The following is an 18,724-nucleotide window of genomic DNA, read 5'->3' as shown; positions in this document are numbered from 1 at the left end:
ATGCCCTCGTCCCGCCGTGGCCTGAACGCGCTGATCGAGCAGTGTCGCCGGCTGGAGGTGGAGCTGGACGGCGCCGGGCACAGGGAGTCGACGGCCATGCATCGATTCGTCGCAGAGATGGACGCGCGCCGCGCGCCGCCGGGCATGTGGTCGCCGCTGGCGCTGGCGGTGCTGGCGATGGCGGGCGGGGTGGGCGTGGGGCTGGGCCTGCTGAGCCTGCTGCTGCCGCTGGCGGGCGCGGCGGCGGCGGCCTTCGCGCTGGTGCTGGCCTGCGCCGCGACCGCGTTGACCCTGGCCATCGGTGTGGTGGCCTTCATGGGCGGACACGCCTACGGACTGGTGCTGCTCAGGCGGTTGGCGCTGGGCCTGGCGGCCGCCGGCGCGCTGGGACTGATCGCCTGGACCCAGGGCGACATGCGCGCGGTGGGGCCGGCGCTGGCGCTGTCCTGCGGACTGGGCGCCTGGCTGGTGCTGGATAGCAATGCCTTCTATGTCTATGCCGGCTACCGGATGGCGCGGCGGGCGATGGACCGGCGCGAGGGCCGCCGGCGCTGACCGCGCCGGCCGCTGCGGGCGCGGCCGCTACCTGGCGGTGTTGGACCAGCCCTTGGACAGTTCCACCGCCTGGCGCCAGCGCTGCATGCGTGCCGCGCGCACCGATTCCGGCCAGGCCGGTTCGAAGGTCCGTTCGGCCTGCCACTTGGAGGCGAACTCGTCCTGGCCGGACCAGAAGCCCACGGCAAGGCCGGCCAGGCCGGCCGCGCCCAGCGCGGTCGATTCCGATACGCGCGGGCGCACTACGGGCACGCCCAGCAGGTCGGCCTGCATCTGCATGAGCAGGTCATTGCGCGCCGCGCCGCCGTCCACGCGCAGCTCGGTCAGGGCGATGCCGCTGTCGCCGTTCATGCAGGTCAGCAGCTCGGCGCTTTGCAGCGCGATGGATTCCAGCGTGGCGCGGGCGATATGCGCGCGCGTGGTGCCGCGCGTCAGTCCGACCAGGGTGCCGCGCGCGTATGGGTCCCAATGCGGCGCGCCCAGGCCTGCGAAGGCCGGCACCATGAACACGTCGTCGGTGTCGGCGACGCTGGCGGCCAGCGCCTCGATCTCTTCCGAGCGCTGGATGATGCCCAGCCCGTCGCGCAGCCACTGCACCGCCGCGCCGGCCACGAACACGCCGCCTTCCAGCATGTAGGCGGGCTTCCAGGAGCCGCGCGAGCCGGCATCGGGCAGGCCCCAGCCCACGGTGGACAGCAGGTTGTTGGCCGAGCGCACCGGCTTGTCGCCGACGTTCATCAGCATGAAGCAGCCGGTGCCGTAGGTGTTCTTGGCCATGCCGGGCGTGAAGCAGGCCTGGCCGAAGGTGGCGGCCTGCTGGTCGCCGGCCACGCCGGCGATGGGGATGGCGCCGCCCAGCCATTCGGGCAGGGCGTTGCCGATCACCGCGCTGCTTGGCGCGATGTCGGGCAGCACGCTGCGCGGGATGTTCAGCAGCGCCAGGATGTCATCGTTCCAGTCCTGTGTGTGCAGGTCGAACAGCATGGTGCGCGAGGCGTTGCTGGGGTCGGTGCTGTGGACCGCGCCGCCGGTCAGCTGCCACACCAGCCAGGTGTCGACGGTGCCGAAGGCCAGTTCGCCGCGTTCGGCCATCTGGCGCGCGCCGGGCACGTGGTCGAGCAGCCAGGACAGCTTGGTGCCGGAGAAGTACGCGTCCAGCACCAGGCCGGTGCGGGACTGCAGGAAATCGGCGTGCCCGTCGGCGCGCAGCCGGTCGCACAGCGGCGCGGTGCGGCGGTCCTGCCAGACGATGGCGCGCGCCAGCGGGCGGCCGGTGGCGCGTTCCCAGATCAGCGTGGTTTCGCGCTGGTTGGTGATGCCGATGGCGGCCACGTCGGCCGCGGTGGCCCCGGCGTTGCGCAGCGCCTCGCGCGCCACGTCGAGCTGGCTGTGCCAAAGCTCGCCGGCATCGTGCTCGACCCAGCCCGGCCGGGGATAGTGCTGGTGGAACTCGCGCTGGCCCACGCCGCGCACCACGCCGTCGCGGTCGAACACGATGGCCCGGGAACTGGTCGTGCCCTGGTCCAGGGCGAGGACAAACTCATTCGTCGTCACTTTGCTTTGCGCCGTTCAGGTGTGCCCCGGCCATGGGCTCGAGGCGTCTAAAGGAGAAAACCGAGGCCGCGCACATCAGGCCGATGACGATGAAACCCGCGACCACGTCGCGTATGGCCAGCGTCTCGGCGCCGCGCAAGGTCATGCTGACGTTCAGCGTGACGGCGGCCACCCCCACGCCCAGGCTGATGCCCAACTGCTGCGCCATGGCAGCGAAGCTGCTGGCGCGGCTCATCTTGGCCGGCGGGATGTCGGCATAGGTTAGCGTATTTACGCCGGTGAACTGCAGCGAGCGGAAGAAGCCGCCGACCAGCAGCACGGCGATCATCAGCCAGACCGGCGTGGTGGGCGTGAAGGCGGCGCTGGCGGCCACGAAGGCGCCGGCCAGCACCGCGTTGACGGTCAGCACGCGGCGAAAGCCGAAGTGCCTGACGATGGGCGTGGCCACGAACTTCATCAGCAGCGCGCCGGCGGCGCTGGCGAAGGTGATCAGCCCGGCCGAGAACGGCGTCAGGCCGAAACCCACCTGCAGCAGCATGGCCAGCAGGAAGGGCGTGGCGCCCACGGTGAAGCGGCACAGGTTGCCGCCCAGCGTGGAGATGGCGAAGGTGGGGATCTTCATCAGCGACAGGTCGATGATGGGATGCTCGACGCGCTTGGCATGCCAGGCGTAGAGCAGGCCGCAGGCGGTGCCGGCGGCGAGCAGGCCCAGCAACGCGGGCAACGGCATGATGTCGCGGCCGATGGCCTCGAAGCCGCTGACCAGCATGGCCAGACAGGCCGCGCTCAAGAGGAAGCCCGGCCAGTCCAGGCCGGGCGCGCTTTCCTCGCGGATCTCGGCCACATAGCGCAGCACCAGCGCGATGCCCAGCACGCCGATCGGGATGTTGATGAGGAAGATCCAGTGCCAGGACATGTAGGTGACCATGAAACCGCCCAGCGGCGGCCCGATCACCGGCCCCAGCAGCGCCGGGATGGACAGGAAGGACATGGCCTTCAGCAGATCCTGCTTGGGCACCGTGCGCAGCAGGATGATGCGGCCCACCGGCACCATCATGGCGCCGGCCATGCCCTGCACGATGCGCGCCAGGACCAGCTGCGGCAGGTCCTGGGCCAGGGCGCAGGCGACGGAGCTCAGGGTGAACAGGCCTATGGCGGCCACGAACACGCGCCGCGCGCCGTACCGGTCGGCCGCCCAGCCGCTGACCGGCACGAACACGGCCACCGACAGCAGGTAGGAGGTGATGGCGACGTTCAGCCGCACCGGGGTCGAATCCAGGGCCCGGGCCATGGCCGGCAGCGCGGTGGCCACCACGGTGGCGTCCAGCATCTGCATGAAGAGCGCGCAGCCCACGATGAAGGGAATCATCCGTGCCGCGCGCTGCGCGTCCGGGGTAGAGGGCGGAGCGGGGCGGGCGGCTGCGGCGGTGTCTGCGGGCATGGCGGGAGGGGGCGTTGGGTGCCGGAAGATTGTAACGCCGGGGGTGGGCCAGGGTGCAGTAAACTCCCGGGATCAGAAACCCGCTGAAATTGGTGTCATGGCAACCAACTACGAATCCGAGATCACTCTCTTCCTGAAGGACTACAAGAAGTCCCATCCCGGCACCGAGGAGCGCCAGCGCGAAGGCCGCGCCCGCCTCTGGGACAAGCCGCAGGACCAGGAACTGCAGGAAGGCTTCCGCGCGGCCCGCGTGCCGCAAAGGCCGTACGTGTATCAGGCCGACTGATACCGTCGCGGCAGCCATGTCCAAGAACGCCTCCGTCCCAGGCGACGCTCTGGCCGCGCTCGTGGAACCGCCCGTCGACAGCACCCCTGATACGGTCGACAGCGTGGCGTTCGCTCGCCTTTACGGCGAGCCGTTGTTCCAGATGCCGACGGACCTGTACATCCCGCCGGACGCGCTGGAGATCTTCCTCGAGGCGTTCGAGGGGCCGCTGGACCTGCTGCTGTACCTGATCCGCAAGCAGAACTTCAACGTTCTGGACATCCCCATGGCGGATGTCACGCGGCAATACCTGTCGTATGTGGACCAGATCCGCATCCACAACCTGGAGCTGGCCGCCGAGTACCTGCTCATGGCGGCCATGCTCATCGAGATCAAGTCGCGCATGCTGCTGCCGGTCAGGAAGAGCGACACCGGCGAAGAGCCCGAGGATCCGCGCGCCGAACTGGTCCGCCGCCTGCTCGAGTACGAGCAGATGAAGCTGGCGGCGCAGAAGCTCGACGCCATGCCCCAGCTGGGCCGCGATTTTGTCAGCAGCCACGCCGTGGCCGACCTGAGCGTGGAGCGCATGCTGCCCGAGGTCGACGTGGACGACCTGCGCGCGGCCTGGGCCGACATCATGAAGCGCGCCCGGCTCAACCAGCACCACCACATCACGCGCGAACAGCTGTCCGTGCGCGACCACATGACCCATATCCTGAGGCGCCTGAACGACGTGCGCTTCATGGAGTTCGGCGACCTGTTCATGGAGCGCATCCGCGAAGGCGCGCCCGCGGCCGTGGTCGTCGTGCATTTCATCGCCATGCTCGAGCTGGCCCGCGAATCGCTGCTGGAGATCACGCAGGCCGAGCCTTACGCGCCGATCTACGTGCGCCTGGCCTATACGAGCGTGGCCGCCGTCGCGGCCTGATCCGCCGGCGGGGCTGCGCCCAACCCCGGAGAATTCCCTTGAAAGTCGTCCACACCATCCAGGAACTGCGCGACCAGCTGCGCGGCCAGAATCGCGTCTCCTTCGTGCCCACCATGGGCAACCTGCACGAAGGCCACCTGTCCTTGATGAAGATGGCTCGCCAGCACGGCGACCCGGTGGTGGCCAGCATCTTCGTCAACCGGCTGCAGTTCGGGCCCAACGAGGACTTCGACCGCTATCCCCGCACGCTGGCTGCCGACATCGAGAAGATGGAGCGCGAGCGCGACGTCTACGTGCTGTTCGCGCCCGACGAGCGCGAGATGTATCCCGAGCCGCAGAACTACCGTGTGCAGCCGCCCGATGACCTGGGCGACATCCTGGAAGGCGAGTTCCGGCCCGGCTTCTTCACGGGCGTGAGCACGGTGGTGCTGAAGCTGTTCTCCTGCGTGCAGCCGCGCGTGGCCGTGTTCGGCAAGAAGGACTACCAGCAGCTCATGGTGGTGCGCAACATGTGCCGCCAGTTCCAGCTGCCGGTGGAAGTGCTGGCGCACGAGACCGTGCGCGCCGACGACGGCCTGGCGCTGTCGTCGCGCAACCGCTACTTGAGCGAGGCCGAGCGCGCCGAGGCGCCGGCGCTGTACGCCGAGCTGCGCGCCATCGAGCATCGGCTGGCCGCCGGCGCGACCGACGCGGTCGCTCTGGAGGCCGAGGCCGCCGCCAGCCTGGCGCGCCGTGGCTGGCAGGTGGACTACATCTCGGTGCGCCGCCAGCGCGACCTGAAGCGTCCGGAGGCCGCCGACCTGGCCGCCGGCGAACCGCTGGTGGCGCTGGCCGCCGCCAAGCTGGGCGCGACCCGGTTGATCGACAACCTGGAACTCGCCTACCGGGCGTAGCCGCCGGGCGGCGGGCGCGGCCCGCCGCTGTCAGAATTGCCAGCTTACGGCGTGGCCGCCGCCACGGCAGACTGCGGGTATTCACAAGAATGCCAGCAGTCTTTGCCCATGCAGCTACGCTCCGATCTCGATTCCCTGCTCGCTTCGCTGACCCCGCGCGAACGCGAAATCGTCCTCTATGTGGCCACCGGGCGCGCCAACAAGGTCATCGCCATCGACCTGGGCATTTCGCTGCGCACGGCCGAGGCCCATCGCGCCCACATCTTCGAAAAACTCGGCGTCCGCAACGCCATGCAGCTGGCGTGCCGGCTGTGCGAGCACTGGCGCGCGGGGGCGTCGCCGTTGCTGCGGTATCCCGACGCGGCTGCGGTTTGCGCTGGCGCTTCCGATTCTTCCGCCTCCGCCGCTGCATCCGATTCGTCCAGTCCTGGTTCGCAGCCTGTCCGTCCGGCCGCCCCGCGCTGCCGGGGCCGGTCCTAGCGCGGGTCGCCAGGTCCGGAAACGCGCAGGCCCGCCAGAAGGCGGGCCTGTCGTGTCGCGGCCGGATAGTCGGGTATCGCTGTCCGTCGCGTTCAGCCGTTGCCGGCGGCGCTCAAGGGCACTGCGGCGCGGCGGCCTTGGACAGCTCGTCGATCGGGTCCAGGTCGGGCTGGCGGGTCAGGTTGTAGTTCAGGTTGGGCGTCTGGCCGGCGATGGAGCGCACGCGCAGCACATTGTTGGCGGCGGCGGCGAACTCGGCGCGCACATTGCCCTTGCCGTCCAGCAGGATCACGCGCGACGGGCGCTCGTCGGTGGCGTTCCAGCAGCCTTGTTCGACCACCGGCGCGCCCTGCTTGGCGTCGCTTTCCAGGTAGGCGACGCGGCCGCGCCAGCGGCCGTTGGGCGCCAGCGTCAGCGTCACGCGCTGCGCCGTGCATTGCATGGCGGGCGAGAAGCAGGGCAGCGTGCCCATGTAGGTTTGCGGCTGCGGCACGAGGCTGTGCGCGGCGGCGCTGGGCGTGGATGCCGGCAGGGCCGGGGCGGGCGCCGCGCCCGAGGCGGCGGCGCTGTCGGCGCCTTCGGGCACGGCCTGGCCGTCCTCGGTGGTATGGCCAGCTTGCGCGGCCTGGGCCTGCTGGCTGGCGGTCTTGCGGGAGGCGTCGGGCTTGAGCGCGATCTGCACTTGCGACGGCGCGCGCAGGACGGTGCGGTAGCCGGCGCCGGAGCCCTGGGACTGGGCGTCCGTGACGGTGCTTTCAGCCGGAGGGTCGTAATAGCCTTCGGTGCGCTGTTGCGCGCAGCCGGCGATGCCCAGCGCCGAGCCGGCCAGCAGCAGCGCCATGATGTTGAATTTGCGGGGGCGGGTGGAGGTATCGTCGCGCGCGGTCATCATGGCAGCTTATCCGTGAATTGAGTCTGTCTCCGATTTTACGCACTTATGCGAAGATTCGATACGAATCCAATCGCCGCTCCGTCGAGCGGCCGGCCTTTATGCGCAAATTACGACACGTCCCCGGGCATGACCGCCTGGCATGCTTGCACCGCCCGTCCCGTATCCACGGGGCCTGGCTGGACGCCGGGGGCGCATGACGGCCATGTGGCAAGCCTTTGACCTGCCTCAATCCCTGTTCCTGGTTCTGGCGGCCCTGGCCGGCCTGGCCGTGGGCGGCTGGCTGACGCTGCTGACCCATCGGCTGCCGCGCATGATGGAACGAGAGTGGCAGGCGCATTGCCAGGAGTCCGCCGAGCCGGCCGCCGCCACGGGGCAGGCGTGCGCCCCGGCCTATGGCCTGCGCGCGCCGGCCTCGCATTGTCCGCAGTGCTCGGCGCCGGTCCGGGGCTGGCGCACCCTGCCGCTGGCGGGCTGGCTGCTGCTCAAGGGGCGCTGCGCGGCCTGCGGCGCCGCCATCGGCTGGCGCTATCCCGTGATCGAACTGCTGACCGCCGTCTTGTTCGTTGCCTGCGCCTGGCGCTTCGGGCCCACGCCCATCGCGCTGTGCGGCATGGGCCTGTCGGCCGCCCTGGTGGCATTGGCCTGGATCGACCTGGAGAGCACGCTGCTGCCCGACGCGATTACCTTGCCGCTGGCCTGGGCCGGGCTGCTGGTCAATCTGGGCGACGGTTTCACGCCGCTGCCGCTGGCGGTGCTGGGCGCGGTGGCCGGCTATGGTTTCCTGTGGCTGATTTTTCACGCGTTCCGCTACTTCACGGGGCGCGAGGGCATGGGCTACGGCGATTTCAAGTTGCTGGCCGCGCTGGGCGCATGGTTCGGCGTGGGTGCGCTGCCCATGCTGCTGCTGGCGGCGTCGCTGGCCGGCGTGCTGGTGGGCGGTACGATGACGCTGGCCGGCCGCGCCAGCCGTGGCCAACCCTTGCCTTTCGGACCCTACCTGGCACTGGCCGGGGTGGCGGTGCTGCTGCTGGGCGGCGAGCCCGGGCTGGCAAGGCTGTTGCCATGACCACCGGGCATGGCGCGGGCGCGCGAGCGGTCATACATGGGGCGAAGGCTATGAGCATATTCAAGATAGGTTTGACGGGCGGGATCGGCTCGGGCAAGTCGCGCGTGGCGGACATGCTGGCCGAGTGGGGCGCGTCCGTGGTGGACACCGACGAGATCGCGCGCGCGCTGACCGTCGCGGGCGGTTCGGCCATGCCCGCGATCGAGCAGGCGTTCGGCGCCGGGGCGCTGGCCGAGGACGGTTCGCTGGACCGCGCCTGGATGCGCGAGCGCGCCTTCGCCGATGCGTCGGTGCGGCAGCGGCTGGAAGCCGTGCTGCATCCGTTGATCGGCGATGAGACGGAGCGCCAGGCCGAAGCGGCGCGCGGCTGCTATCTGGTGTTCGTGGTGCCGCTATTGGTCGAGTCGCTGCCGCGCTGGCGGCCGCGCGTGGACCGCATCTGCGTGGTCGATTGCGATCCCGCCACGCAGGTCGCGCGCGTGCAGTCGCGCAGCGGGCTGACGGAGCCTGCCATACGGCGTATCATGGCGGCACAGGCTGCGCGGGCAAGCCGGCTGGCGGTCGCGGACGATGTCGTCGACAACGATGGCGACACCACACCGGAACAATTGCGCGCGCGGACGAAGACCGTGCATGAGCGTTGGTTGGCGTTGGCGGCCGCAAGGCCGTGAGCCTGGCGCCAATGCGGCGCTCATGAATAACCCGGCCCATGCGGCCGACTCCTGACGGGCCTGCATATAGCGTGATTGTTTACGAGTATCCCTTCAACGAGCGCATCCGCGCTTATCTGCGGCTGGAATACCTGTTCGACAGGCTGTTCTTCTTCGCCCGCGAGGGAGATTTCCGCCAACACCAGGTCGCCGTCACCGCCTTGTTCGACCTGCTCGACGCGTGCGAGCGCACCGACATCAAGGGTGCGCTGCTGCAGGACCTGGAACGGCAGCGCCTGGCGCTTGGTGCATTGCGCGACCATCCCGGCGTGGCCCAGGACGCGCTCGAAGGCATGCTGCGTGAAATGGAGAAGATCGCGCAAACGTTGTCGGCGACCGGCAAGACCGGCCAGTCGCTGCGCGAGAACGAATGGCTGACCAGCCTGCGCGGCCGCCTGTCGGTGGCGGGCGGCGCGATCCAGGTCGACATGCCCTCGTACTATTCCTGGCAGCACAAGCCCCAGGCCGCGCGCTGCGCCGACCTGCAGGCCTGGACCGCGCCCTTCGTTCCCCTGTACGACGGCCTGACGCTGGCGCTGCGCCTGTTGCGCGAGTCCGGCCGCAAGAGCGACACCGTGGCCGAGCAGGGCGCCTACCAGCAGATGCTGGGCGGCAAGCAGTTCCAGATGCTGCGCGTGTGGGTGGACCCGGCGCACGGCGTGTTTCCCGAGATCAGCGCCAATAAGTATATGATCTGGATACGTTTTTCCACCCAGGACGGGGATTTCAAGCCCCAGCCGGTGGCGCGGGACGTGCCCTTCCAGATGACGCTCTGCAATTCCTGAGCGCGGGGCCTTCAGGCCCCGATTCCTGTTGCGGGCTATTTCAGCGCGGCCGGGCATCATACGAATTCAACGTCGCCTAGTAGACAATACGGCTTTTCCCGCTCGCGCCGGATCCGCTTCCATGTCTCAAAGCCGTCCCGTTACTCCGCCTTCCCGTTGGACCCGACGCCGCTTGCTCGGGTGGGCCATCCTGCTGCTGGTCGTCGCCGGCATCGCCTGGCTGGCGCTGCGGCCTGCTGCCAAGCCCGGCGCGGGACGCCCTGGCGCGGGACGCGGTCAGATGGCCGCCATGGCCAACATGGCCGTGCCGGTGCGCGCGGCGGCCGCGGTCAAGCAGGACATCGATATCTATCTCAAGTCCCTGGGCACCGTCACGGCCTACAACACCGTCACCGTGCGCAGCCGCGTCAGCGGCGAGCTGGTGGACGTGCCGTTCCAGGAAGGCCAGACCGTCAAGGCCGGCGATCTGCTGGCGCAGGTGGACCCGCGCGCCTTCCAGGTCGCGCTGGCCCAGGCCCAGGGCACCCAGATGCAGAACCTGGCTCAGCTGGAAAACGCCCGCCGCGACCTGCAGCGCTACCAGGCCCTGTACAAGCAGGACTCCATCGCCAAACAGCAGGTCGACACGCAGGCCGCGCTGGTGCGCCAGTACGAAGGCACGGTCAAGAGCGACCAGGCCAATGTCGACAATGCCAAGCTGCAGCTGGACTACTCGCGCATCACCGCGCCCATCAGCGGCCGCCTCGGCCTGCGCCAGGTGGACAAGGGCAACCTGGTGTCCAGTTCCGATACCAACGGCCTGGTGGTCATCACCCAGACCCAGCCCATCTCCGTGGTGTTCACGCTGCCCGAGACCCAGCTGCCCGAAGTGCGGGCCGAGCTGGCGGCCGGCCACAAGCTGACCGTGGAAGCCTATGATCGGGCCGATACCCGCCGCATCGCCAGCGGCAAGCTGGAAACGCTGGACAACCAGATCGACGTCACCACCGGCACGCTCAAGCTCAAGGCGCGCTTCGACAATGCCGACGACGCACTGTTTCCGAACCAGTTCGTCAACGCGCGCCTGCACGTGACCACGCGCAAGGACGCCACCGCGATTCCCGTCGCGGCGGTGCAGCAGGGCTCGGCCGGCGCCTTCGTCTTCCTGGTCCAGGACGACGATACGGTGGCCGTGCGGCAGGTCAAGCTGGGCGCCGTCAACAACGGCATGGTGGCGGTCAACGAGGGCCTGCAGCCCGGCGACCGGGTCGTGACCGAGGGCACCGACCGCCTGCGCGCCGGCGCCAAGGTCGACGTCGCCAAGGGATCGGACACGATACCCAAGTCGACCGACAAGTCGCTGGGCGCGGGCGCGCCCGCCGGCACCACCCCGGCCACCCGATAAGCGGACGCCGCCGTGAGCCCGTCGCGCCTGTTCATCCTGCGGCCCGTGGCCACCACGCTGTCGATGGTGGCCATCCTGATCGCCGGCTTCATCGCCTACCGGCTGTTGCCGGTGTCGGCCCTGCCGGAAGTGGATTACCCGACCATCCAGGTGACCACGCTGTACCCCGGCGCCAGCCCCGACGTGATGACCTCGCTGGTCACTTCGCCGCTGGAGCGCCAGTTCGGACAGATGCCGGGCCTGAACCAGATGTCGTCCACCAGCTCCGGGGGCGCGTCGGTCATCACGCTGCAATTCAACCTGAGCCTGCCGCTGGACGTGGCCGAGCAGCAGGTGCAGGCGGCCATCAACGCGGCCTCCAACCTGCTGCCCAACGACCTGCCGGTGCCGCCGACCTACAACAAGGTCAATCCGGCCGACGCCGCCGTGCTGACGCTGGCGATCACCTCGCCCACCATGCCGCTGCCGCAGGTGCGCGACCTGGTGGACACGCGCGTCGCGCAGAAGCTGTCGCAGATTCCGGGCGTGGGCCTGGTCAGCGTGGCCGGCGGCCAGCGGCCGGCGGTGCGCGTGCAGGTCAATCCGCAGGCGCTGGCCGCCAACGGCATGTCGCTGTCGGACCTGCGCACGGCCATCGTCGGCGCCAACGTCAACCAGCCCAAGGGCAACCTGGACGGCCCGCTACGCTCGACCACGATCAACGCCAACGACCAGCTCAAGACGCCCACCGACTACAACAGCCTGATCATCGCCTACAAGAACAACGCGCCGCTGCGCCTGTCGGACGTGGCGCGCGCGGTGGAAGGGGCCGAGGACGTGCGGCAGGCGGCCTGGGCGGGCGACAAGCCGGCGATCCTGCTGAACATCCAGCGCCAGCCCGGCGCCAACGTGATCGACGTGGTCAACCGGATCAATGCGTTGCTGCCGCAGCTGCGCGCGTCGCTGCCCGCCACGCTGGACGTGACCGTGGTGTCCGACCGCACCCAGACCATCCGCGATTCGGTGGCCGACGTGCAGTTCGAGATGCTGCTGGCCGTGGCGCTGGTGGTGATGGTGACCTTCGTGTTCCTGCGCAGCCTCACGGCCACGTTGATTCCCAGCGTGGTGGTGCCACTGTCGCTGGTGGGCACCTTCGGCATCATGTACCTGGCCGGTTTCTCCATCAACAACCTGACGCTGATGGCGCTGACCATCGCCACCGGTTTCGTGGTGGACGACGCCATCGTCATGATCGAGAACATCGCCCGCCATATCGAGGAGGGCGAGAGCCCGCTGCAGGCGGCGCTCAAGGGCGCCTCGCAGATCGGCTTCACGCTGATCTCGCTGACCTTCTCTCTGATCGCCGTGCTGATCCCGCTGCTCTTCATGACCGAGGTGGTGGGCCGGCTGTTCCGCGAGTTCGCGATCACGCTGGCGGTGTCCATCCTGATTTCCCTGTTCGTATCGCTGACGCTCACGCCGATGATGTGCGCGCGCCTGCTGCGCGCCGAGTCCGAGCAGCGCCACGGACGCTTCCACCAGGTCACGGGCGCCTTCATCGACCGCGTCATCGCCGCCTACGACCGCATGCTGCAGGTGGTGCTGCGGCACCAGCCGCTGACGCTGCTGGTGGCCCTGGCGACCTTCGCGCTCACGGTGCTGCTGTACATCATGATCCCCAAGGGATTCTTCCCGCAGCAGGACACGGGCCTGATCCAGGCCATCACCCAGGCGCCGCAATCGATCTCCTTCACGGCCATGGCCGAGCGCCAGCAGGCCGCCGCCAGCAAGGCGCTGGAGGATCCGGACGTGGCCGCCGTGTCGTCCTTCATCGGCGTGGACGGCAGCAATGCCACGCTCAGCGCCGGCCGCATGCTGATCGCGCTCAAGCCGCATGCCGAGCGTAGCGGCGACCTGCGCGCGGTCATGGCGCGGCTGCAGGACTCGCTGGCCACGCAGGACGGCCTGACCGTCTACATGCAACCGGTGCAGGACCTGACCATCGAGGACCGCGTCAGCCGCACGCAGTACCAGATGACGCTCTCCAATCCCGACCTGGGCGTGCTGAGCCTATGGACGCCCAAGCTGGTCGAGCGGCTGCGCCAGGTACCGGGCCTGTCGGACGTGACCGATGACCTGCAGGACGAGGGCTTGCAGACCTGGGTGGAGATCGACCGCGACGCGGCCTCGCGCCTGGGCATCACGGCCGCCGTGGTCGACGAGGCCCTGTACGACGCCTTCGGCCAGCGGCTGATCTCCACGATTTTCACGCAGTCGAACCAGTACCGCGTGGTGCTGGAGGCGCAGCCGCAGTTCCAGACCAATCCGGCGGCGCTGGGCCAGATCCACGTGCCGACGTCGACGGGCGGACAGGTGCCGCTGTCCTCGGTGGCGCGCATCACCGAAGGCAAGACCGTGCTGGCCGTGAACCGGCTGGACCAGTTCCCTATGGTGACGGTGTCGTTCAACCTGGCGCCGGGCGCCTCGCTGTCCGGCGCCGTCGAGGACATCAAGGCCGCCGAGGCCGAGATCGGCATGCCGGCCGGCGTGGAGACGCGCTTCCAGGGCGCGGCGCTGGCGTTCCAGAATTCACTGACGAGCACGCTGTGGCTGATACTGGCGGCGGTGGTCACCATGTACATCGTGCTGGGCGTGCTGTACGAGAGCTACATCCATCCCATCACCATTTTGTCGACCTTGCCCTCGGCCGGCGTGGGGGCGCTGCTGGCGCTGCTGATCAGCGGCACCGAGCTGGACATGATCGGCATCATCGGCATCATCCTGCTGATCGGCATTGTCAAGAAGAACGCGATCATGATGATCGACTTCGCGCTCGATGCCGAGCGCAAGCGCGGCCTGTCGCCGCGCGCGGCCATCCACGAGGCGGCGCTGCTGCGTTTCCGTCCCATCCTGATGACCACGCTGGCGGCGCTGTTCGGGGCGCTGCCGCTGATGCTGTCCACCGGCACGGGCGCTGAGTTGCGCCAGCCGCTGGGCCTGGTGATGGTGGGCGGGCTGCTGCTGAGCCAGGTGCTGACGCTGTTCACCACGCCGGTCATCTACCTGATGTTCGACCGCTTGTCGCGCCGCTGGCGCGGCGCGCGTCCCGCGCGGGCCGGGGACGCCTCATGATCATCTCGGCGCCCTTCATCGTCCGTCCGGTGGCGACCACGCTGCTCACCCTGGCGGTCGTGCTGGCGGGGCTGCTGTCGTTCTTCCTGCTGCCGGTGGCGCCGCTGCCGCAGGTGGATATCCCCACCATCTCGGTGTCGGCCAGCCTGCCCGGCGCCAGCCCCGAGACCATGGCCTCCAGCGTGGCCACGCCGCTGGAGCGCTCGCTGGGCAGCATCGCCGGCGTGACCGAGATGACCTCCAGCAGCTCGCAGGGCTCGACCCGCGTCACGCTGCAGTTCGACCTGAGCCGCGATATCAATGGCGCCGCGCGCGACGTGCAGGCCGCCATCAACGCGGCGCGCTCGCTGCTGCCGACCAGCCTGCGCAGCAATCCCACGTATCACAAGTCCAACCCGTCGGACGCGCCCATCATGACGCTGGCGCTGACGTCCGACACGCTCAGCCAGGGCCAGCTCTACGATCTGGCCTCGACCATCGTGGCGCAGAAGCTGTCGCAGGTGGACGGCGTGGGCGAAGTGACGGTGGGCGGCAGCTCGCTGCCGGCAGTGCGTGTCACCGTGCTGCCCGGCGCGCTGGCCAATCGTGGCGTGTCGCTGGACGAGGTGCGCACGGCGCTGGCCAATGCCAACGCCAACCGCCCCAAGGGCGTGCTGGAGAACGACCGCTATCACTGGCAGGTCATGGTCAACGACCAGCTCAGCCGCGCCGAGCAATACAAGCCGCTGATCGTGGCCTGGCGCGATGGCGCGCCGGTGCGCGTGTCGGACGTGGCTAAGGTCGAGGATTCGGTTGAAGATCTCTACCAGACGGGCTTCTTCAACGATCGCAAGGCCATCCTGATGATCCTGCGGCGCCAGGCCGACGCCAACATCATCGAAACGGTGGACGCGGTGCGCGCCCAGCTGCCCATGTTGTCCGCGCTGATGCCGGCCGACGTCAAGATGTCGGTGGCGCAGGACCGCACGCCCAGCATCCGCGCCTCGCTGCACGAGGCCGAGCTGACGCTGATCATCGCCGTGGGCCTGGTGGTGCTGGTGGTGCTGCTGTTCCTGCGCCGCTGGCGCGCCGCGCTGATCCCCAGCGTCGCCGTGCCGGTGTCGCTGATCGGTACCTTCTGCGTCATGTACCTGTGCGGCTTCACGCTGAACACGATCTCGCTGATGGCGCTGATCGTGGCCACCGGCTTCGTGGTGGATGATGCCATCGTGGTGCTGGAGAACATCATGCGCCACGTCGAACGCGGCATGTCGCCGATGCGCGCCGCGCTGCGCGGGTCGCGCGAAGTTGGTTTCACCGTGCTGTCCATGAGCCTGTCGCTGGTGGCCGTGTTCATCCCGATCCTGCTGATGGGCGGCGTGGTCGGGCGCCTGTTCCGCGAGTTCGCCGTCACGCTGTCGGCCGCCATCGCGGTGTCGCTGGTGGTGTCGTTGACGCTCACGCCGATGATGTGCGCGCGCCTGCTGCGCGCCGAGCCGGCCGAGCCCCGGCCGCCGGGCCGGCTGGCGCGCTGGTCCGAGCGCGGCTTCGAGGCCATGCAGGAAGGCTACCGCCGCACGCTGGGCTGGGCGCTGGCGCATGGCCGGCTGATGATGCTGATCCTGGCCGCGGCCGTGGGGCTGAACGTCTATCTGTATGCGGTGGTGCCCAAGGGCTTCTTCCCGCAGCAGGACACCGGCCAGCTGCTAGGTTTTTTCCGCGTCGACCAGGGCACTTCGTTCCAGGCCACCGTGCCCAAGCTGGATGCGCTGCGCAAGGTGGTGCTGGCCGATCCCGCCGTGCAGAGCATGACCGGTTTCGCCGGCGGGCGCGGCGGCAGCAACAGCAGCTTCATGCAGATCCAGCTCAAGCCGCTGGAAGAGCGCGGCGTGTCGGCCGACGTGGTCATCAACCGCCTGCGCGGCAAGCTGCAGAACATGCCGGGCGCGCGCATGTTCCTGGTGGCGCAGCAGGACATCCGCATCGGCGGCCGTTCCAGCCAGGGCTCGTATGACTACACGCTGATGTCCGGCGACCTGCAGCTGCTGCGGACCTGGATGCCCAAGGTGCAGCGCGCCATGGCCGAGGTGCCCGAGATCACTGACGTCGACACCGACGTCGAGGACAAGGGGCGCCAGATCAACCTGGTGATCGACCGCGAGGCCGCGACCCGGCTGGGCGTCAGCATGAGCACCATCTCCACCGTGCTCAACAATTCCTTCAGCCAGCGCCAGGTATCGGTGATGTACGGCCCGCTCAACCAGTATCACGTGGTGATGGGCGTGGATCCGCGCTTCGCGCAGGATATCCAGTCGCTCAAGCAGGTGGAAGTGATCACCGCCACCGGCGCGCGCGTGCCCATGTCGGCCTTTGCCCGCTTCGAGGACGCCAATGCGCCGCTGAGCGTGCAGCACCAGGGGTTGTTCGTGGCCGACACAGTGTCGTTCAGCCTGGCTCCCGGCGTGTCGCTGGGCCAGGCCACGGCCGCCATCGACGCGGCGGTGGCGCGCATCGGCCTGCCGTCGGATCAAATCCAGGCGGGCTTCCAGGGCACCGCCGCCGCCCTGCAGCAGACGCTGGCGCAGCAGCCCTGGCTGATCCTGGCCGCGCTGGTCACCATGTACATCGTGCTGGGCATCCTGTACGAGAGCTTCGTGCACCCGCTGACCATCCTGTCGACGCTGCCTTCCGCCGGCCTGGGCGCGCTGCTGGCCCTGCTGATGCTGCGCCAGGACTTCACGCTGATCGCGCTGATCGGCGTGTTCCTGCTGATCGGCATCGTCAAGAAGAACGCCATCATGATGGTGGACTTCGCGCTGGAGGCCGAGCGCACGCAGGGGCTGGCGCCGCGCGACGCGATCTTCCAGGCCTGCCTGACGCGCTTCCGTCCCATCATGATGACGACCATGGCCGCCATCTTCGGCGCGCTGCCGCTGATGCTGGCCACCGGCGCTGGCGTCGAGATGCGCCAGCCGCTGGGCATCACCATCGTGGGCGGCCTGGTGTTGAGCCAGATCCTGACGCTCTACACCACGCCCGTGGTTTATCTCTATCTGGACCGCTTCCGTCTCTGGGCCGCGCGCAGGCGCCGTTCCGGCGGCGCGGCGGCCGTTTCCTCAGAACATCCATGACCCGCAACGCCAAGCCGTCGTTTCCCCTCCTGCCGCTGCGCGGCGCCGTCGCGCTCGCGCTGTGCGCCCTGCTGGGCGCCTGCGCCGTCGGGCCCGACTATCAGCGTCCGGCGCTGGACATCGGCGCGTCCTACAAGGAAGGGCAGGGCGAGGTGCCGGGCTGGAAGCCCGCCGAACCGCGCGACCAGGCCGATCGCGGCGCATGGTGGCGCGTCTATGGCGACGCCACGCTGGACGGCCTGGTCGAGCGCTTGAACGCATCGAACCAGACCATCGCGCAGGCCGAGGCCAACTACCGCCAGGCGCTGGGCCTGGTGCGCGGCGCGCGCGCCGGCTTTTTCCCGACAGTGGGCGCCAATGCCGGCGTCACGCGCTCGGGCAGCGGCGGCGGCACGCAGGGCGGCTCGTCCTCGTCGGGCGGCAATGTGTCGAATCAGTATTCGCTGAGCGGCAGCGTCAGCTGGGAGCTGGACGTGTGGGGCCGCGTGCGCCGCTCGGTCGAGTCGTCCGAGGCCGGCGCCGCCGCCAGCCAGGCCGATCTGGCCGCCACGCGGCTGAGCGCGCAGGCCAGTCTGGTGCTGACCTATCTGCAATTGCGCGTGCTGGACGAACAGAAGCGCCTGCTGGACGCCACCGTCGCGGCCTATGAACGGTCGCTGCGCCTGACGCAGAACCGCTACGAGGTCGGCGTGGCGGCGCAGGCGGATGTGGCCGTGGCGCGCACGCAGCTGGAAAACACGCGCGCCCAGTCCATCGACCTGGATTGGCAGCGCGGGCAGTACGAGCACGCCATCGCCGTGTTGATGGGGCAGGCGCCGTCGCAGTTCAGCCTGACGCCCGCGCCGTTCACGCAGCAGCTGCCGCGGATCCCGGTGGGGCTGCCGTCCGAGCTGCTGGAGCGGCGTCCCGACGTGGCGGCGGCGGAGCGCCGCGCGGCGGCCGCCAATGCCGATATCGGCGTGGCGCAGGCGGCCTGGTTCCCCAGCCTGACGCTGTCGGCGGACGGCGGGTTCCGCAGCGGCCAGTTCGCCGAGCTGCTGACCGCGCCGGCGCGCTTCTGGTCGCTCGGCCCGGCGCTGGCATTGACCGTATTCGATGGCGGCGCGCGCCAGGCCAAGGTGGATCAGGCGCGCGCGGCCTATGACGCGCAGGCGGCCGCCTATCGGCAGGCAGCGCTCACCGGCCTGCGCGAGGTCGAGGACTATCTGATCCAGCTGCGCGTCATGGAACAGGAGCAGGTGGTGCAGGGCCGCGCGCTGGAGGCGGCGCGCGAATCGCTGCGCCTGGTCCGCAACCAGTACGAGGCCGGCCTGGTGGACTATCTGAGCGTGTCGGTGGTGCAGGCCACGGCGCTCAACAGCGAGCGCAGCGCGCTGAGCCTGCTGGGCAACCGGCTGGCCGCCAGCGTCAACCTGATCGTGGCGCTGGGCGGCGGCTGGGATGGCTTGAATCCGCCGCCGGCGCAGGCCGCGACGGCGCCCGCGGATGCCGGGCCGGCGGCTGCCGTCGCCGAGCCGGCTGCGGCGACGCCGGCGCGACCCTAGTCCTGG

General features: G+C 69.4%; 15 protein-coding genes. 12 read left to right on the top strand and 3 right to left on the bottom strand.

Features of this window, described 5'->3' with window-relative positions; genetic code table 11:
* On the top strand, positions 1-555 hold the full coding sequence (locus AC6LJ9_RS05785) for a hypothetical protein (protein WP_498146799.1): 555 nt from the start codon (positions 1-3) through the stop codon (positions 553-555).
* Between the two features lie 27 nt (positions 556-582).
* On the opposite strand, the gene glpK is transcribed toward AC6LJ9_RS05785, so the two are convergent.
* The gene (gene glpK / locus AC6LJ9_RS05780) at positions 583-2,109 is read right to left on the bottom strand and encodes a glycerol kinase GlpK (protein WP_498146798.1); all 1,527 of its coding nucleotides are present in this window, start codon (positions 2,107-2,109) and stop codon (positions 583-585) included.
* The gene (locus AC6LJ9_RS05775; protein WP_212322595.1) at positions 2,096-3,550 is read right to left on the bottom strand and encodes an MFS transporter; all 1,455 of its coding nucleotides are present in this window, start codon (positions 3,548-3,550) and stop codon (positions 2,096-2,098) included. The genes glpK and AC6LJ9_RS05775 overlap by 14 nt, the downstream gene beginning before the upstream one ends.
* A gap of 97 nt (positions 3,551-3,647) precedes the next feature.
* Between AC6LJ9_RS05775 and AC6LJ9_RS05770 the strand changes: the two genes are divergently transcribed.
* The 4 genes from AC6LJ9_RS05770 to AC6LJ9_RS05755 all read left to right on the top strand — a co-directional run bounded on the left by AC6LJ9_RS05770 (position 3,648) and on the right by AC6LJ9_RS05755 (position 6,116).
* Positions 3,648-3,836 (top strand): DUF3460 family protein, encoded by a 189-nt coding sequence (locus AC6LJ9_RS05770; RefSeq protein ID WP_498146797.1) that lies wholly within the window; start codon positions 3,648-3,650, stop codon positions 3,834-3,836.
* A gap of 16 nt (positions 3,837-3,852) precedes the next feature.
* A complete protein-coding gene (locus AC6LJ9_RS05765; protein WP_212317156.1) occupies positions 3,853-4,743 on the top strand; it encodes a segregation and condensation protein A in 891 nt (296 codons plus the stop codon).
* A 38-nt stretch (positions 4,744-4,781) separates the two neighbouring features.
* Entirely contained in the window at positions 4,782-5,636 is an 855-nt protein-coding gene (gene panC / locus AC6LJ9_RS05760) for a pantoate--beta-alanine ligase (RefSeq protein ID WP_498146796.1), read from the top strand.
* 108 nt (positions 5,637-5,744) lie between these two features.
* Positions 5,745-6,116: a response regulator transcription factor gene (locus tag AC6LJ9_RS05755; protein WP_498146795.1), complete on the top strand. Its 372-nt coding sequence runs from the start codon at positions 5,745-5,747 to the stop codon at positions 6,114-6,116.
* Between the two features lie 112 nt (positions 6,117-6,228).
* Here the strand turns inward: AC6LJ9_RS05755 and AC6LJ9_RS05750 are convergent, their stop codons facing one another.
* Positions 6,229-7,005 (bottom strand): copper resistance protein NlpE N-terminal domain-containing protein, encoded by a 777-nt coding sequence (locus AC6LJ9_RS05750; RefSeq protein ID WP_498146823.1) that lies wholly within the window; start codon positions 7,003-7,005, stop codon positions 6,229-6,231.
* Between the two features lie 205 nt (positions 7,006-7,210).
* On the opposite strand from AC6LJ9_RS05750, the gene AC6LJ9_RS05745 reads away from it, so the two are divergent.
* The 7 genes from AC6LJ9_RS05745 to AC6LJ9_RS05715 all read left to right on the top strand — a co-directional run bounded on the left by AC6LJ9_RS05745 (position 7,211) and on the right by AC6LJ9_RS05715 (position 18,718).
* Entirely contained in the window at positions 7,211-8,074 is an 864-nt protein-coding gene (locus AC6LJ9_RS05745) for a prepilin peptidase (protein WP_498146794.1), read from the top strand.
* Between the two features lie 50 nt (positions 8,075-8,124).
* On the top strand, positions 8,125-8,745 hold the full coding sequence (coaE, locus tag AC6LJ9_RS05740; protein ID WP_498146793.1) for a dephospho-CoA kinase: 621 nt from the start codon (positions 8,125-8,127) through the stop codon (positions 8,743-8,745).
* A 71-nt stretch (positions 8,746-8,816) separates the two neighbouring features.
* A complete protein-coding gene (gene zapD, locus AC6LJ9_RS05735; RefSeq protein ID WP_498146792.1) occupies positions 8,817-9,569 on the top strand; it encodes a cell division protein ZapD in 753 nt (250 codons plus the stop codon).
* A gap of 121 nt (positions 9,570-9,690) precedes the next feature.
* A complete protein-coding gene (locus AC6LJ9_RS05730; protein ID WP_498146791.1) occupies positions 9,691-10,953 on the top strand; it encodes an MdtA/MuxA family multidrug efflux RND transporter periplasmic adaptor subunit in 1,263 nt (420 codons plus the stop codon).
* Positions 10,954-10,965: 12 nt separating this feature from the next.
* Positions 10,966-14,064: an MdtB/MuxB family multidrug efflux RND transporter permease subunit gene (locus AC6LJ9_RS05725; RefSeq protein WP_498146790.1), complete on the top strand. Its 3,099-nt coding sequence runs from the start codon at positions 10,966-10,968 to the stop codon at positions 14,062-14,064.
* A complete protein-coding gene (locus AC6LJ9_RS05720) occupies positions 14,061-17,174 on the top strand; it encodes a multidrug efflux RND transporter permease subunit (protein WP_498146789.1) in 3,114 nt (1,037 codons plus the stop codon). The genes AC6LJ9_RS05725 and AC6LJ9_RS05720 overlap by 4 nt, the downstream gene beginning before the upstream one ends.
* Entirely contained in the window at positions 17,171-18,718 is a 1,548-nt protein-coding gene (locus tag AC6LJ9_RS05715; protein ID WP_498146788.1) for an efflux transporter outer membrane subunit, read from the top strand. The genes AC6LJ9_RS05720 and AC6LJ9_RS05715 overlap by 4 nt, the downstream gene beginning before the upstream one ends.
* Positions 18,719-18,724 lie beyond the last annotated feature (6 nt).

Source organism: Achromobacter sp. 1011811831 (assembly GCF_059760905.1).
Note: the sequence above shows the minus strand (reverse complement) of the source record. Positions and strands in the feature narration are given on the sequence as shown.